15 protein-coding genes are annotated in these 15,484 nt (G+C 72.5%); 6 read left to right on the forward strand and 9 right to left on the reverse strand.

Going from position 1 to position 15,484, the window contains the following annotated elements:
- The first annotated feature begins 21 nt into the window (after positions 1 to 21).
- From MMF93_RS03460 to MMF93_RS03470, 3 genes are all read left to right on the forward strand, one after another.
- Positions 22 to 1,302, forward strand: coding sequence for a sensor histidine kinase (locus MMF93_RS03460; protein ID WP_423835342.1), 1,281 nt, complete (start codon positions 22 to 24; stop codon positions 1,300 to 1,302).
- A complete protein-coding gene (locus MMF93_RS03465) occupies positions 1,302 to 1,937 on the forward strand; it encodes a response regulator (RefSeq protein WP_242757231.1) in 636 nt (211 codons plus the stop codon). The genes MMF93_RS03460 and MMF93_RS03465 overlap by 1 nt, the downstream gene beginning before the upstream one ends.
- Positions 1,938 to 2,051: 114 nt before the next feature.
- Positions 2,052 to 3,026, forward strand: coding sequence for a pirin family protein (locus tag MMF93_RS03470; RefSeq protein ID WP_242749426.1), 975 nt, complete (start codon positions 2,052 to 2,054; stop codon positions 3,024 to 3,026).
- 37 nt (positions 3,027 to 3,063) lie between these two features.
- Here the strand turns inward: MMF93_RS03470 and MMF93_RS03475 are convergent, their stop codons facing one another.
- From MMF93_RS03475 to MMF93_RS03485, 3 genes are all read right to left on the reverse strand, one after another.
- The gene (locus MMF93_RS03475) at positions 3,064 to 3,702 is read right to left on the reverse strand and encodes a nucleotidyltransferase domain-containing protein (RefSeq protein ID WP_242749428.1); all 639 of its coding nucleotides are present in this window, start codon (positions 3,700 to 3,702) and stop codon (positions 3,064 to 3,066) included.
- A gap of 134 nt (positions 3,703 to 3,836) precedes the next feature.
- Complete coding sequence (locus MMF93_RS03480) at positions 3,837 to 4,418, reverse strand: DoxX family protein (protein ID WP_242749430.1); 582 nt, start codon at positions 4,416 to 4,418, stop codon at positions 3,837 to 3,839.
- Positions 4,419 to 4,502: 84 nt separating this feature from the next.
- On the reverse strand, positions 4,503 to 5,444 hold the full coding sequence (locus MMF93_RS03485; RefSeq protein WP_242749432.1) for a DUF5996 family protein: 942 nt from the start codon (positions 5,442 to 5,444) through the stop codon (positions 4,503 to 4,505).
- Positions 5,445 to 5,688: 244 nt separating this feature from the next.
- Between MMF93_RS03485 and MMF93_RS03490 the strand changes: the two genes are divergently transcribed.
- The 3 genes from MMF93_RS03490 (at position 5,689) to MMF93_RS03500 (ending at position 9,158) form a co-directional block, all read left to right on the forward strand.
- Positions 5,689 to 6,912, forward strand: coding sequence for a slipin family protein (locus MMF93_RS03490; RefSeq protein WP_242749434.1), 1,224 nt, complete (start codon positions 5,689 to 5,691; stop codon positions 6,910 to 6,912).
- A gap of 325 nt (positions 6,913 to 7,237) precedes the next feature.
- Positions 7,238 to 8,005 carry a lysophospholipid acyltransferase family protein gene (locus tag MMF93_RS03495; RefSeq protein ID WP_242749436.1) on the forward strand — a complete coding sequence of 256 codons (768 nt, stop codon included), beginning with the start codon at positions 7,238 to 7,240 and terminating at the stop codon, positions 8,003 to 8,005.
- Positions 8,006 to 8,099: 94 nt separating this feature from the next.
- The gene (locus MMF93_RS03500; RefSeq protein WP_242749438.1) at positions 8,100 to 9,158 is read left to right on the forward strand and encodes an NAD-dependent epimerase/dehydratase family protein; all 1,059 of its coding nucleotides are present in this window, start codon (positions 8,100 to 8,102) and stop codon (positions 9,156 to 9,158) included.
- Positions 9,159 to 9,242: 84 nt separating this feature from the next.
- Here the strand turns inward: MMF93_RS03500 and MMF93_RS03505 are convergent, their stop codons facing one another.
- The 6 genes from MMF93_RS03505 to MMF93_RS03530 all read right to left on the reverse strand — a co-directional run bounded on the left by MMF93_RS03505 (position 9,243) and on the right by MMF93_RS03530 (position 15,474).
- Positions 9,243 to 10,907, reverse strand: a complete 1,665-nt coding sequence (locus tag MMF93_RS03505; RefSeq protein ID WP_242749440.1) for an alpha/beta hydrolase — start codon at positions 10,905 to 10,907, stop codon at positions 9,243 to 9,245.
- Between the two features lie 151 nt (positions 10,908 to 11,058).
- Positions 11,059 to 11,838: an urease accessory protein UreD gene (locus MMF93_RS03510; protein ID WP_242749442.1), complete on the reverse strand. Its 780-nt coding sequence runs from the start codon at positions 11,836 to 11,838 to the stop codon at positions 11,059 to 11,061.
- Positions 11,835 to 12,572 carry an urease accessory protein UreG gene (gene ureG / locus MMF93_RS03515; protein WP_242749444.1) on the reverse strand — a complete coding sequence of 246 codons (738 nt, stop codon included), beginning with the start codon at positions 12,570 to 12,572 and terminating at the stop codon, positions 11,835 to 11,837. Before ureG ends, MMF93_RS03510 begins: the two co-directional genes overlap by 4 nt.
- 154 nt (positions 12,573 to 12,726) lie before the next feature.
- Complete coding sequence (locus MMF93_RS03520; protein ID WP_242749446.1) at positions 12,727 to 13,395, reverse strand: urease accessory protein UreF; 669 nt, start codon at positions 13,393 to 13,395, stop codon at positions 12,727 to 12,729.
- 53 nt (positions 13,396 to 13,448) lie between these two features.
- A complete protein-coding gene (locus tag MMF93_RS03525; protein WP_242749447.1) occupies positions 13,449 to 15,170 on the reverse strand; it encodes an urease subunit alpha in 1,722 nt (573 codons plus the stop codon).
- A complete protein-coding gene (locus MMF93_RS03530) occupies positions 15,163 to 15,474 on the reverse strand; it encodes an urease subunit beta (RefSeq protein WP_242749448.1) in 312 nt (103 codons plus the stop codon). The genes MMF93_RS03525 and MMF93_RS03530 overlap by 8 nt, the downstream gene beginning before the upstream one ends.
- Between the last annotated feature and the right edge of the window lie 10 nt (positions 15,475 to 15,484).

A 15,484-nucleotide genomic window follows, 5' to 3' on the forward strand; every position in this document is an offset into this window, starting at 1 on the left:
GTGAGGGGGGACGCGGGGGACGTGGAGCACGCAGAAGGCTCGAGATACGCGGGAGGCGCGGGACGGGCGCTGGACGCGACGCCCGGCGCGCGCGCAAGCACCGCGGAACCGGCGACTCCCACACTGCCGCGCCGTACCGTCGGCGTTCTGGCGGGCTGCGTCACCGCGCTGCCCGGGCTGCTGTACCTCGTACTCGCCGGCGTCCTCCTGGGTCCGCTGCTGCTGTGGCCCCGTACCAGAGGGCGCGCCGTGGCCACCTTCGCCGCAGGGGCCCGGCGACTGGCCGCCGTCGAGCGGCGGCGCAGGTCGCTGTTCTTCGCCGACCGCTTCCCCGATCACCGCGCCGATCACCGCACCCCCCGCTTCCCCGACGGCGAGGCGCCCGACTTCCCCGACGGCGAGGCGCCCGACGAGCGGATCGTGCGCTACCTCGCGGCGCGCACCGGCGCGGGCCTGCTGACCGGTGTGGTCGTGGCCCTCCTCTGTGTCGGGGCCGTACTGGCCGCGCTCCTGGTCGCCGGGCTGGCGCGGGGCACGCTCGACTGGCTCGACCTGGCCGGACAGTGCCTCCTCGGAGGGGTACTGCTCTTCCTCGACGTCCAGGGTCTGCGCTGGCTGGACAGCGCCGACGCACGCCTGGCACGCGCGTGCTTCGGCCCCTCGGAGCGGGATCTCCTCAGGCGGCGCATCGACGAACTGGCCGCCAGCCGCGCCGCGGTGCTGCGCGCGGTGGACACCGAGCGCCGTCGCATCGAACGCGACCTGCACGACGGTGTGCAGCAGCGGCTGGTGGCGTTGGCCATGCTGCTCGGCCGCGCCCGGCGCGAGGGCACTCCCGAACGGTCGGGCGAACTCGTCCACCAGGCCCACCTGGAGTCGCAGGAAGTCCTGCGGGAACTGCGCGAGGTCGCCTGGCGGGCCTACCCGACCGCGCTGGACGCCCTCGGGCTGCGAGAAGCTCTCGCCTCTGTCACCGAACGCAGCGGACTGCCCGTGCGCACGGACTTCCACCTGAGCCGCCCCCTGCCCGCCTCCGTGGAGACAGCCGCCTACTTCCTCGTCTCGGAGTGCGTGACCAACGCCGCCAAGCACGCGGCCGCCACCGGGGTCGTGGTCAGCGTGCGGCAGGAGGAGGCGCTTCTCCTCGTCCGGGTCCAGGACGACGGCGTCGGCGGCGCCGACCCGGCAGGCAGTGGGCTGACCGGGCTGCGCAGCCGGGTGGGCGCCCTCGACGGACGACTGCACCTGCACAGCCCCTCCGGGGGACCCACCATCGTCACAGCGGAGCTGCCGTGCGCGTAATGCTGGCCGAGGACTCCACCCTCCTGCGGGAAGGGCTGGTGCGGCTGCTCACCGAAGAAGGGCACGAGGTTCCCGCAGCGGTGGCGGACGCCCCGGGTCTGCTGCGCGCTGTCGAGGCCGCGCCCCCGGACCTCGTCGTCGTGGACATCCGGATGCCGCCGACCCACACCGACGAGGGGCTGCGCGCCGCCCTGGAGATCCGCGACCGGTGGCCCGAGGTCGGTGTCCTCGTACTGAGCCAGCACCTGGAACGGCACTACGCGGCCCAGTTGCTGACCTCCGGGCCCGAGCGGGTCGGCTACCTGCTCAAGGACCGGGTCGCGCAGGTCGGGGAGTTCCTCGACGCGCTGGAGCGGATCCACGCGGGCGGTGCCGCCCTCGACCCGGAAGTCGTACGGCAACTGGTGCTCCGCTCCACACACACCGACCCGCTGGCGCGGCTGACCCCGCGCGAGCGCGGCGTGCTCGAATCGCTGGCCGAGGGCCACACCAACGCGGCGATCGCCGCGCACCTGCACATCTCCCTGAGCGCGGTGGAGAAGCACCTGGGCACCGTCTTCGACAAGCTGGGTCTGCGGCACGCCGCAGGGTACAACCCCCGGATTCTCGCGGTTCTGCGCTACCTGGAGTCGTGAGCTGTTCTCCGGCGGGGGCAGGCGGCCGTCTCCCGGTCGCGGGTCTCTTCCTGGCACATACGATGGCGTCCGGAGTAGGCCGGACAGGCCACCCGGAGGGAGGAGCAGCGTCAGGTGAGCAACACCGAGACACGCCCGGCCGAGGTGCGCTGTGCGGCCGGCCCCCACACACAGCCGGCGCCGGACGTCGAAGTGCTCTTCCCACGCAGCGTGCCGTTGGGCGGTCCGCGAGGGATGACGGTGCGGCGCACACTTCCGCAGCGTGCCCGCTCCCTGATCGGCGCCTGGTGCTTCGCCGACCACTACGGGCCCGACGACGTCTCCGTGACCGGCGGAATGGACGTCGCTCCGCATCCGCACACCGGTCTGCAAACCGTCAGTTGGCTGTTCTCGGGCGAGATCGAGCACCGCGACAGTCTGGGCACCCGCGCGCTCGTCCGCCCGGGTGAGCTGAATGTGATGACGGGCGGTCACGGCATCAGTCACTCGGAGGTCTCCACCGCCCGGACGACCGTCCTCCACGGCGTCCAGCTGTGGGTTGCCCTGCCCGGAACGCACCGGCACACCGCGTCCGCCTTCCAGCACCACGTGCCACGTCCGGTGCCCCTGCGGGGCGGGGAGGCCCGGGTCTTCCTCGGCTCCCTGGCCGGCGAGACCTCGCCCGTGCCCACGTTCACCCCGCTGCTCGGCGCCGAGATCACGCTGGAACCGCACGCGGCCACCACTCTCGCGGTCGACCCGGAGTTCGAGCACGGCGTGCTCGTCGACACCGGGGAGATCACCCTCGCGGGGCAGGCACTCGGCCCCGCCGAACTCGGCGCTCTCCGCCCCGGAAGCACCACCCTGGCCCTCACCAACACGGCAGGTGTCCCCGCCCGCCTGCTCCTCCTCGGCGGCACGCCGTTCGGCGAGGAGATCGTCCTGTGGTGGAACTTCCTCGGCGCTTCGCACGACGACATCGCACGCGCCCGGGCCGACTGGACGGCAGGGCGGAGGTTCGGCGAGGTGGAGGGCTACGACGGCGACCCACTCCCCGCTCCCCCGCTCCCGAACGTCGCGCTGAAACCCCGGAGCCGGCCAAGATGCTGACTTTCTGCTGACGGGCGACGGCAGGAGCCGGGGTCGGTCATGCGTGCAGCCTGGACCGCCAGGGGTGCCCGGAATGCACGAGGTCCAGCCACCCGGCGAGGAGAGCGCGCCGTGCGGGGCTCAGCAGGGGCAGGACCGCGTCGAAGTCCGCCTGGTCCTTCGGCCGCGGCGCCTTCGCCTTGAACAGCAGCACCACCTCAGGGGCCTGGTAGGGGATATGGTCCCCCGTCCGCTCGATGAGTCTGTCGTACGGCAGCCGGAGCCTCTCGTCCCGCCTGCAAATCCACGTCCTGCCCTCATGCGGCTCGCGGAAGACGTCGAGCAGGTACTGGCCGCTCCCCGGATCGCGCAGCCAGGTCTGGTACGTGGCTGCCAGCGCCTCGGGCCCCGGCTCCGTCCAGATCCGTCCGGAACCCACCGCGTCGAACGCGCCCTCGGGAAAACGGCGCCGGATCTCGGGGAAGCCCGCCGCCGGCACGGCGATCTCCAGGTCGCCGTGCTCGCGTGACTGTTGCCCTCGGAACAGGTCGAGCGCCCACCCCGCCGCGACGCACCAGGGCGCGCTCACCCCCTCCAGCCGCTCAGCGGCGTGTTCCGGACGCCAGGGATCCGCCCAGCGGGCGTCCAGTTCGGCGGCGCCGAGCACGGCGCCGCCGGGCGGCAGGTCGTCGGTCATCGGTACAACTTACCGCCGCACCGCGTGGTGATCAGCTGCGCGACCTGGGGCGCTTGTGCGGTGAGGTAGAAGTGGCCGCCGGGGAAGGTGACCGGCAGGCAGGCCACGAAGACCGGGCACCCGGCCCGGCCCCTTCACTCGTCCTGAGAGGTCTCCTGCATCGGCTCCTGGGCATCCGGAGCGCTCGGGGCCTCTTCGGTGTTCTCGGACGCGCGCAGTTGGCTGCTCCGGGACTTCACCGCCGCCGTCGCCCCCGCCGCCGCCGCGGCGAGGGCCGCGGGCACCATCCAGGCGCGGTTCAGGTGATGGCCGCACGCGTGGTCCAGGGAGATCCGGCCAGGACCCGCCACCGCGATGCCGGCGCCGACCAGGCCGTACAGGGCGGGCAGTTCGTACCCGCCCGAGGTGTTGAAGAAGCCGTTGGGGGCGTGGACCGCGGCCGCGCCGGCCATGCCGCCGACCACCGCCGCGCCCCCCGCGGGGGTGGCGAGCCCGAGGGCGAGCAGCGCCCCGCCTCCGGCCTCGGCGAGGCCGGAGGCGACCGCGTTGGCTTTGCCCGGCTTGTAGCCGAGGGACTCCATGAACTGGGCGGTGCCCTCCAGGCCGTGGCCCGAGAACCAGCCGAAGAGCTTCTGGGCGCCGTGGGCGAACAGTGCGCCGCCCGCGCCGAGGCGCAAGGTCAGCAGTCCGAGATCGCGTCGGTCGAAGCATGTCACGGCGATACCTCCTGGAGTCTGATGGCTGAGGGGCCGGGGAACGGCGGCCGGGTACCCGCACGCGGCGGCCCGGTACCCGCACGCTCAGCGGCGCTCGCTCCAGCGATCCGGGTCGGTTTCGAGAGCCGGCCTGTCCCAGCCCCCGTTGTCGGCGGCTGCCTCGTAGGTGCTCTGCAGGAAGGACATCAGCGCCGCATCCGGGTTCCCGGCGGTGCGCACCGCCTCGTAGGGCAGCAGGTACTGCCCGTTCTGCGGGCTGTAGTGGGCGTCGGCGGGTGCGACGGGGTGGGAGCGGAAGCCGTCGGGTTCGGGGTAGGCGTACGCATAGAAGGCGCCCTCCTCTCCTCCGCCGGGCCAGAATCCGCAGCTGCTCAGTTCCCGTGAGTAGCCCTCGACCATGACCCAGTCCCCGCAGTTCGGGGCGCCGCCCGGGTGGGTGGGGGCGGAACGTCCGGAGAAGCGGGTGCAGGCCAGGTCCATGGCGCCCCAGAAGAAGTGCACCGGGCTGACCTTGCCCGCGTAGCGGGCTCTGAAGGCGCCCATGACGCGGTCCGCCTGGAGCAGTTGGCGCCAGAACAGGTGCGCCGCTTGTGCGTCGTAGGAGGCGTGCCGGAGGTCCTCGGTGAAGGGGATCGCCGGTTCGACCTCGTTCGGGTGGTCCTGGATCGGGGCTTCGATGCCCAGCTCGTCCAGGGCCCGCATCGTCTCGTGGTGGAACCGGGCCACCGGCTTGGGCGCCAGGGGAACGTGCCGGGTGCCGCCGTCGCTGGTGCGGATGTGCAGCCGGTGGTCGACGAAGTCGAACTCGATCTCGAAGGCTCCGGTGCCGTACGGGATGCTCGAGGTGGTCAGCCCTCGCGCGCTGACGTAGAAGGTGACCTGCCACCAGTGGTTGACCAGCGGCGCGTGGGCGAGCCGTACCTTGCCGACGATCTGTGTCCACATGTGCAGGGTGTCCCTGGTCTCGGACCAGTCCGCCACCCGCAGGCGGGGCCACGCCTGCGCTGTGCGAGGTGTCTGGGTCATCGTCGCGCCTCCCGGCTCGGCGTCACGAACGCAGCCGCCCCCACGGCTCTCCCAGGTTCGGGCCCGCGCGGGGCGGGGGCAACTCGGGCACGTGACCGGTGACAGTGGGTCGTCTCCTGATCGGCGGTGCGTGACGGTGGCGCGGGGGCGGGGCGCGCGGGACGGTGCTCTGCGCCGTCCACTCGCCCGAACACGCCGGACCGATCTACGCTGTTAACAGCCGCTTTGGACGGTAGGTGCCGACATGCCGGAAGTTCTGATAACTGTCATCGTGGTCGTCGCCGCGCTCGCGCTCCTGGGCGTCCTGTCGTCGGTGCGCGTGATCAAGCAGTACGAACGCGGGGTCGTGCTGCGCCTCGGACGGCTGCTCGGAGAGGTGCGACGACCGGGGGTGACGCTCGTCGTTCCGTTCGTCGACCGGCTGCGCAAGGTGAACATGCAGATCATCACCATGCCCGTCCCCGCCCAGGAGGGCATCACGCGGGACAACGTGACGGTCCGCGTCGACGCGGTCGTCTACTTCAAGGTGGTGAAACCGGCGGACGCGGTGATCCGGGTCGAGGACTACCAGTTCGCCGTCTCGCAGATGGCCCAGACCTCGCTGCGGTCGATCATCGGAAAGAGCGACCTGGACGATCTCCTCTCGGACCGGGAGAAGCTCAACCAGGGCCTGGAGCTGATGATCGACAGCCCGGCCGTCGACTGGGGCGTGCAGATCGACCGCGTGGAGATCAAGGACGTGTCGCTGCCGGACACCATGAAACGGTCGATGGCCCGGCAGGCCGAGGCGCACCGTGAACGCCGGGCCCGGGTCATCAACGCGGACGCGGAACTCCAGGCGTCGAAGCGGCTCGCGGAAGCGGCCGAGCAGATGTCGGTGCAGCCGGCGGCCCTGCAACTGAGGCTGCTGCAGACCATCACGGCTGTCGCCGCCGAGAAGAACTCCACTCTCGTCCTCCCCTTCCCCGTCGAGCTTCTGCGCTTCCTGGAGCGCGCGCAGCAACCCGACACGGAGGACACGGATTCCTCCGCGCCGGGCGCCGCCTCCTCCGCGTCGCGACAGCAGGCGGCCACAGCGGAAGCGGGGGCAGGCGCAACGCAGAAGGGCGCACGGGAACGTGCGGTCCGGACCGGTCCGCAGGAGGAGGTCGCCCGCACTTTCCGGTCCGCTGCGCAGGGGCGCGGGCCGCGCACCGGGGCGGTCTCGCCGGATCTCGCGGGCCTCTTCTCGGGATCTCTGCCGTCCGATCCCGCCGCCGCGCCGCGTGATGCGGCCATGACGCTCCCGGAGTTGCAGGTGACCGGGCTTCCCACGGCGGCGGACGCCGTCGAGCGCGGCGCGGGGGACCGGGACCCGGAGCCCACCGCCGAGGGCGACGAGGAGACCGCGAAGGAGCGGCCGGGGGATCCGGAGCGCTTCGGACGCGGCCGTCACCACCGTCACCGCCCCGGCAAACGCGCCGCCTGAGTTCTCTTCCCGCCCCCCGGGCCTCGTCGCCCGGGGGGTTTACGGCTCTCGTGCGCGAAGAAACCTTCCACTCCGTGGAGGGGCTACGATCGTTACCTGGATCACACGACGATCACACGGCCTGGCAGGTCGTCGGCGCGTCGGGCACGTCAACCATGCCAGGCACGCCGGCCATGCCAGACACGTCAGCAGGGAGTCAGCATGGACCCGATCGGACCCGCTCGCGGGGGGTCAGGCATACGCACGGCCCGAGGGCGCCGGGTGGGCTCGCCTGCCTGGGGCGACACGACAGCCGAGCCGCTCGCGTAGGGCCCGGAGGCGACCGGTGTTCTACTACGTGCTCAAGTACGTGTTGTTGGGGCCGCTGTTGCGGCTGGTCTTCCGGCCCCGGATCGAGGGTCTGGAGAACGTGCCGTCGGAGGGCGCGGCGATCGTGGCGGGGAACCACCTGTCCTTCTCCGACCACTTCGTGATGCCCGCCATCCTCAAGCGCCGCATCACCTTCCTCGCCAAGGCCGAGTACTTCACGGGCCCTGGTCTCAAAGGACGGCTGACGGCGGCCTTCTTCCACAGCGTGGGGCAGATTCCCGTCGACCGTTCGGGCAAGGGGGCGGGGCAGGCCGCCATCGACGAGGGGCTGCGGGTGCTGCGCAGGGGCGAGTTGCTCGGCATCTACCCGGAGGGCACCCGCTCACACGACGGCCGCCTCTACAAGGGCCGGGTCGGCGTGGCGGCGATGGCGCTCGGTGCGGGGGTGAAGGTGGTGCCGTGCGCCATGGTCGGCACGTTCGAACTCCAGCCTCCGGGGCGCAAGTTGCCGCGCATGGGACGGGTCACCATCAGATTCGGTGAGCCACTGGACTTCTCCCGCTTCGCGGGACTGGAGAGCGAGCGGACGGTGCTGCGGGCGGCCACCGACGAGATCATCCACGAGATCCTGCGGCTGTCGGGACAGGAGTACGTGGACATGTACGCCCCCGACGCGAAGGCGGCGCAGGCCGAGGAGCGCGCCCGGGGCAGACGTTCGAAGGGACGCTCGCGGGGGCCGGCAGGCGGGGCCGGCGCCGACGGGCGGCGCGGCGCGGGACGTTGAGGGGCCGCGGCGCCGCGAAGGATGCGCCGTCGGCGTAATCGTCGAGGGCGAAACCCTGCTGACTGCCGGGCCGCCGCAGGCCTAGCGTGCCTTCATGGCAAACGGATCACGAGCCCTGGTGCTGGGCGCGACGGGTCAGATCGGGCGGACAGCGGTGCGTGCGCTGGCCGGGGACGGGTGGGAGGTGACGGCCGCCTCCCGTGGCGGCGGACGGGACGCGCGATGGCCGTCGCAGGTGCGCGCCGTCGCGCTGGACCGGGATGAGCCCGGCGCACTGGAGGCGGCCGTGGGCGACGGCTTCGGCCTGCTGCTCGACGTGACGGCCATGACCGCTGCGCACGCCCGGCAGATCGCGGGCCTCGCCGGCCGGATCGGCTCGGCGGTCGTCCTGTCCACCGCAGCCGTCTACGAGGACGAGAAGGGCCGCGGTTTCGCCACCCAGGACGAGCCGGACGGCTGGCCGCGCTACCGGGTGCCCCTCGCGGAGACGGACCGCACCATGCGGCCGGACGAGGAGGTGTACGGCGCGCGCAAGGTGGTCATCGAGAACGCGCTGACGGCGCTGGGCGACCGGCTGCCCGTCACGATGCTGCGGGCGAGCGCCGTGTACGGCCCGTACTGCCGCACCCCGCGCGAGGCGTACTTCGTCAAGCGGTGGCTGGACGGGCGCCGGGTGCGGGTGCTGGCGTACAACGGGGAGAGCCGCTTCCACCCGGTCCATGTCGACAACATCGCGGAGCTGGTGCGTTGTGCCGGGCGCCGTCCCGGGTCGCGGGTGCTCAACGCCGCCGATCCGCAGGCGCCGACGGTCGCCAGGATCGCGGAACTGCACGACGAGGCACTCGGCTGGGAGTGCGAGACGGTGCTGATGGACAGCGCGCCGCCCGCCGACGCGCCGTCGGTGGGCCTCACTCCGTGGTCGCTGCCGCATCCGCTGGTGCTGGACATGTCGGCCGCCGAGCGGGAGTTGGGCTACCGGCCGGTGACCACGTACGAGCAGGCGCTGCCCGCGACGGTGGAGTGGCTGGCAGACCACATACGGGGCCGGGACGTAGCCGAGGCGCTGCCGAGGCTGGCCGCGGCGTACGAACCGCTGGAGCGCCTGTTCGACTACGCGGCCGAGGACAGCTGGCTGGCGTCACACGGGCGGTGAGAGACGGCTGAGGGGCGGACCGGAACGCATCCGGTCCGCCCCTCGCGGCTGCCTGCCCTCAGTGGGCGTCCCTCGCGGACGGTGTCACGGAGTGCGGGCGGGCACCGCTGCGGCCTTGGCCTTCGCCGATGCCTTGGCCGCGGACTTGACCGGCTGCGGCTCGGCGTGCGGCGAGCAGGTCACGTCCTTGGCGTCGACGGTGCCCTTGAGCAGGTAGGCGTCGACACGCTTGTTGATGCAGTCGTTCTTCAGGTTGGTGATGCCGTGCGAGCCCGCGCCCTTCTCGGTGATCAGACGGGATCCCTTGAGCCGCTTGTGCAGCTCGACGCCACCGGGGTAAGGAGTGGCCGCGTCGCGGGTGGCCTGGATCATCAGCACCGGGTGCGAGGTCTTGGCGTGGATGTTCAGCGGCTTGTGCTGCTTGAGGGGCCACACGCCGCACGGGTAGTTCATCCAGGCGTTGGACCAGGTCAGGAACGGGTACTTCTCGTGCAGCCGGGTGCTGTCGCGGTCCCAGATCTTCCAGTCGCGCGGCCACTGCGCGTCGTTGCACTCGACGGCGGTGTAGACGGCGTTGCTGTTCTCGCTGGCCTTGTTGCCCTCGACGTCCGACATGTCGGGGGCCGCGGCCTCGATCAGCGGCTTCTCGTCACCGCCCAGGTAGGCGGCCCACACCGAGGCGACCTCGGCCCAGGCGGAGTCGTAGTACGGGGCGCTCTGGAAGAAGCCCAGCAGCTCGGAGGGGCCGACGACGCCGCCGATGGGGTCCTTCTTCGCGGTGGAGCGCAGCTCGCGCCACTTGGCCTCGATCTTCTCGGGCGTCGAGCCGATGTTGTAGACGTCGTCGTGCTTGGCCACCCACTTCTTCCAGTCCTCCCAGCGGGTCTGGAAGGCGATGTCCTGGTCGAGGTTGACGTCGTACCAGATCTTCTTCGGCGAGGGGTTGACGATGCTGTCGGTGATCATCCGGCGGATGTGTCCGGGGAACAGCTCCGCGTAGACCGCGCCCAGGTACGTGCCGTAGGAGACGCCGAGGTAGTTGAGCTTCTTGTCGCCGAGCGCGGCACGGATGACGTCGAGGTCGCGGGCCGTGTTGGGCGTGGTCATCTGCGGCAGGAGGTCGCCGCCGCGCTCCTTGCAGCCGTCCGCGTACTCCTTGGCGAGCTTGCGCTGGGCGCGCTTGTCGGCCTCGCTGTCGGGCACCGGGTCGTCCTTGGGTGCCTTGACCCACTCCTGGGGGTCGGCGCAGGAGATGGGCGCGGAGTGGCCGACGCCGCGCGGGTCGAAGCCGACGAAGTCGTAGGCGGTGGCGGCCTTGGCCCACAGCGGGTTCTCGTCGGGGATGCGGTTGGGGAAGGCCATCCCGGAGCCGCCGGGGCCGCCCGGGTTGTAGACGAGGGAGCCCTGCCGCTTGCCCTTGCCGCCGGTGCTGCGGGCCCGGTCGACGGCGAGTTTGATCTTCTTGCCGTCGGGCTTGGCGTAGTCGAGCGGCACGCTCACCCAGCCGCACTCGACGCCGTCCTTCAGGCCCCAGTCCGCGGGGCAGTCCTTCCAGTCGACACCGGCGCGGGCGGCGCGGGCGGCCGCCTTGTGGACGCCGCGGGCCTCGGCGGAGCCGTGCCGCCCGGTGTGCTGCGCGTGGGTGCCGGTACCGTCGGCGAACGCGTTCGGTACGGATATGAGGCCGGCCGTGAGGGCTCCGGCGGCGAGGGTGCCGGCGGCGGCTATGGCCGCCTTCCGTCTGGTCACGTGTACTTGTCCCCCTTCGGGTGCTGCCGCATGTGTGACGGCGGTGGTCGGTGACCACGGTGGTGGTGTCAGGGGGATCTTTCTCCCTCACGGGCGGTAAGGGACAGGGCAGAGGTTGGTTCTTTACCAAGACGTATCTTTGTGCCGTACCTCACCAAGAAGTGAAGGTCAGCGCCTCGTCGAGCACCCACCGCAGCCGCAGCGCGTCCTGCGCCACGGCCGTCACCAGCACGCCGGGACCCGCCAGCGGGGTGACGGCGGCCGTCTCACCCAGCAGCCTCGGCTGCTCCGGCTCGTCGCCCAGACCGGGGTCCACGACGAGGAGTTGGCCCACCGCACGGTGCCCTCCCAGCACCGCGCCGTCGTCCCAGCCGGGCGCGCCCGGGCCGAAGTCGAGCTGCTGGTCGAGCAGCGGACGCCCGGCGTACCGCACCGTCAGGCGGCTGCTGAGCCGCCCAGGGCCCTCCCCCGCGCGGCCGAGCACCTGCTCGTCCCGCAGCACGAGGCGGGCGCCGGGAGCCAGCTCTACGCGGATGCGCTGGCGCAGCTCGCTGCCGCACACGGAGATCAGCGGCTCGGGCAGCCAGTGCAGCAGGCCGCCCTCACCGACCTGAAGGTGCACGTCCCAGTGGGCGGGGTCCGCGGTGCGGCCCGGCAAGGCCAGGGTGGCGGCGCTGCCGTCCACCCGCAGCGCCGCGCCGGCGCGGACGCGGGTCTCGATGGCCAGCCGGTCCCCGCCCAGCGGCGCGCTCATCGCCCCCACGAGAGTGACCCGCGCCCGCGAGGGGTCCGCCGAGCGGGTGCGGCGCACGGCGAACGGCCCCTCACCGCTGCGCAACGGGAGCGCCGTGCCGCCGCGCCCGTCGGGTGCCGCGGTGATCCGGGCGTGGGCCCGCACGCCGGTGGCGGGCAGCGCTGTCGCCGTCGTCATGCCTGGTGACCTGCGTGGGCCGCCGCCTGCTCAGGCTCGGCCCGGGGTGCGTCCGCCGCGCCCGTCCAGTCCGCGAGCCGGGCGCGCACCCAGTCGGCCACCGGATCCACACCGGGCTCGCCCCGCAACGACTGGAAGAACACGGGCAGTTCGCCGCGCTGCTGCTTGGCGTCCCGCGCCATGCCCTCCAGGTCGGAGCCCACGTAGGGGGCCAGGTCGGTCTTGTTGACGATGAGCAGGTCGGCCGTGGAGACGCCGGGTCCTCCCTTGCGGGGGATGTCGTCACCGCCCGCCACGTCGATGACGAAGATCTGCTCGTCCACCAGGCCCTTGGAGAACGTCGCCGTCAGGTTGTCACCGCCGGACTCGACCAGGACCAGGTCGAGCGGGCCGATCTCGTCCTCCAGATCCTCGACCGCCTCCAGGTTGGCGGAGATGTCGTCCCGGATCGCGGTGTGCGGGCAGGCCCCCGTCTCCACCGCGGCGATCCGCTCGGGCGGCAGCACGGCCTCGCGGAGCAGGAAGGCGGCGTCCTCGCGGGTGTAGATGTCGTTGGTGACGACGGCGAGCGAGAGCCGGTCGCGCAGCGCGCGGCACAGCGCCGCCACGGTCGCGGTCTTGCCAGAGCCGACGGGGCCGCCCAGTCCGACGCGCAGCGCCCTGCGGCTGCCGTCGGCCCGCACGGCCGAGGCGCTGTGCCGCTCGGGGTAGGTGGTGGGGTGGTCGAGATGCACGGGGTCCTCCAGGAAGTACGGGCAGGGGTACGGGTCGGTGAGGGCGGGCGGGGCAAGGGGGGACGGCCGGCGCCCGGGGGAGACGGGAGCGGGACGCCGTGCGGCGGCGAGCGGGCGGGCCGTCCTCGGGAGGCGAGGCGCGGGCGGGCCGTCCTCAGGAGGCGAAGAGGCGTACGGGCCAGGCCGCGTGCTGCTCAGCGGTGATCTCCAGCAGCGGTGCCGAGGCGGCCGGCAGGTCCTCGACGGGGCCGCGGGCCGCCTCCTCGGCCCGTCTCGCCACCTCCTCCATGTCGGGGGCGAGGCGGGCCGGCACCGCGGTGGCGTCGAACGGGTCGAGGCCGAGCAGGCGGACGACCGCCGTCGCGGGGCCGCTCACGCTCTCGTACGCGGCGGCGTGCGCGGCGTCCAGCGGGGTGAGGCCCGCGGAGCGTGCCGCCAGGCCCAGCACCACCGGCTGATGCGCGCCCTTGGGGCGGGCGGCGGCCAGCGCGTCGAGGCCGGGTCCCGGCCAGGTGGCCCGGGCCGCGCGCATCATCTGCCGGCCCAGTCTGCGTGCCGTACGCCGCAGCGCGGGCGAGGGCGTCCGCGCGTCGGCTGCCTCGTCCAGGGCGAGGGGGTCGGCCCCCGCCGCGGCGGCCGCCGCGAGGGCCGCCGCAGTGAGACCTGCCGTGTGGAGCCGGCCCGCGCAGAAGCGGTGCAGGCTCGCCGCGTCGCGGATCCGGCCCGCCTTCACGGCGGCCTCGGCACCTCCCGAGTGGGCGTGCCCCCCGGCGGGGAACCTGCCGTCGGCGAGCACCAGCAAGGTGGCGGCGCCAGCGCTCATGGTGTGAACCTCCAGTCGTCTCCCGGCGCTCGGCCGCGGGGAGAGGGTGTCGCTCAGAACAGGAAGTACCGCTGCGCCATCGGCAGGGTCTTCGCCGGGGACGGGTCGACAGGGTCGCCGTCGATGGTGACGGTGAAGGTGTCGGGGTCGACGCGTACGTCGGGGCGGGCGTCGTTCTGGCGCATGTCGGCCTTGGTGACGGGGCGGGTGTCGCGGATGGCGACGAACCGCTTGGTGAGGGCCAGCCGTTCGGGCAGGTTGTCGTCGAACGCGGTCCGGGTCACGAAGTTGACGGAGTTGGCGCCCGGGGCCCGCCCGGTGGCGCCGAACATCCGCCGCGGCAGCACCGGCTGCGGGGTGGGGATGGACGCGTTGGCGTCGCCGATCTGCGCGTAGGCGACCTGTCCGCCCTTGATGACGAGCTGTGGTTTGACGCCGAAGAAGGCGGGGTCCCACAGCACCAGGTCGGCGAGCTTGCCGGCTTCCACGGAGCCGATCTCGTCGTCCATGCCCTGCGCGACCGCCGGGTTGATGGTGTATTTGGCGACATAGCGACGTGCCCGGAGATTGTCGGCCCGCCCGTCGCCCGCCAGGGCCCCGTACCGCTCCTTCATCACGTGCGCGGTCTGCCACGTGCGCAGCACGACCTCGCCGATGCGGCCCATGGCCTGGGAGTCGGACGAGATGATCGAGATGGCGCCGAGGTCGTGCAGGGTGTCCTCGGCGGCGATGGTGCTGGGCCTGATGCGGGACTCGGCGAAGGCGAGGTCCTCGGGCACGGCCGGGTTCAGGTGGTGGCAGACCATCAGCATGTCGAGGTGTTCCTCGATGGTGTTGACGGTGTGCGGCCGCGTCGGGTTGGTGGACGAGGGCAGGACGTTGGCCTCGCCGACGACGGTGATGATGTCGGGCGCGTGCCCGCCGCCCGCCCCCTCGGTGTGGTACGCGTGGATGCCGCGCCCGGCGATCGCGGCGAGGGTGTCGCCGACGAACCCGGCCTCGTTGAGGGTGTCGGTGTGGATGGCGACCTGGGCGCCGGTCTCGTCGCAGACGGACAGGCAGGCGTCGATGGCGGCCGGGGTGGCGCCCCAGTCCTCGTGGATCTTGAACCCGACGGCGCCGCCGCGCAGTTGGCTCATCATCGCGGGGCGGGAGACGGTGTTGCCCTTGCCGAGCAGCCCGACGTTGACCGGCAGCCCGTCCATGCCCTCCAGCGTGCGGGCCATGTGCCAGGCACCGGGGGTGACCGTGGTGGCCTTGGAGCCCTCGGCCGGCCCGGTGCCGCCGCCCACCAGCGTGGTGATGCCGGAGGCCAGCGCCTCGTCGATGAGCTGCGGGCAGATGAAGTGCACGTGCGCGTCGATCGCCCCGGCCGTGAGGATCTTGCCGTTGCCGGCGATGATCTCGGTTTCCGGGCCGATGACCAGGTCCGGGTGGACGCCGTCCATGGTGTCCGGGTTGCCTGCCTTGCCGAGCGCGACGATCCGGCCGTCACGGATGCCGACGTCCGCCTTGACGACGCCCCAGTGGTCGAGGACGAGCGCTCCGGTGATCACGGTGTCCGGGGTTCCCTCGGCGCGGGTGACCAGCGACTGCCCCATGGACTCGCGGATGACCTTGCCGCCACCGAAGACGGCTTCGTCGCCCGAGCGCCCGGGGCCGCCGGACAGGTCGTCCTCGATCTCGACGACGAGCGCGGTGTCGGCCAGCCGTACGCGGTCGCCGGTCGTGGGGCCGAAGAGGTCGGCGTAGGCGGCGCGGGACAGCTCAAGCATCGAGGGGGCCTCCAGTGGCGGAACGCAATCCGGCGACGACACGCCGGCCGCCGATGGGTACGAGGGCGACGTCGACGGGGATGCCGGGCTCGAAGCGGACGGCGGTTCCGGCCGCGATGTCCAGGCGCCTGCCCCGCGCGGCCTCGCGGTCGAAGTCGAGTCCGGGATTGGCCTCGGCGAAGTGGTAGTGGGAGCCGACCTGGACGGGCCGGTCGGCGGAGTTGAGCACGGTCAGCCGGGTCACGTCGGCGCCCTCGTTGACCGGCACAGGATCTGCGGCGTAAAGGATCTGACCGGGAATCATGGTGTGCGGC

The sequence above is a fragment of the Streptomyces tubbatahanensis genome, assembly GCF_022699385.1.
Lineage (GTDB): Bacteria > Actinomycetota > Actinomycetes > Streptomycetales > Streptomycetaceae > Streptomyces > Streptomyces diacarni.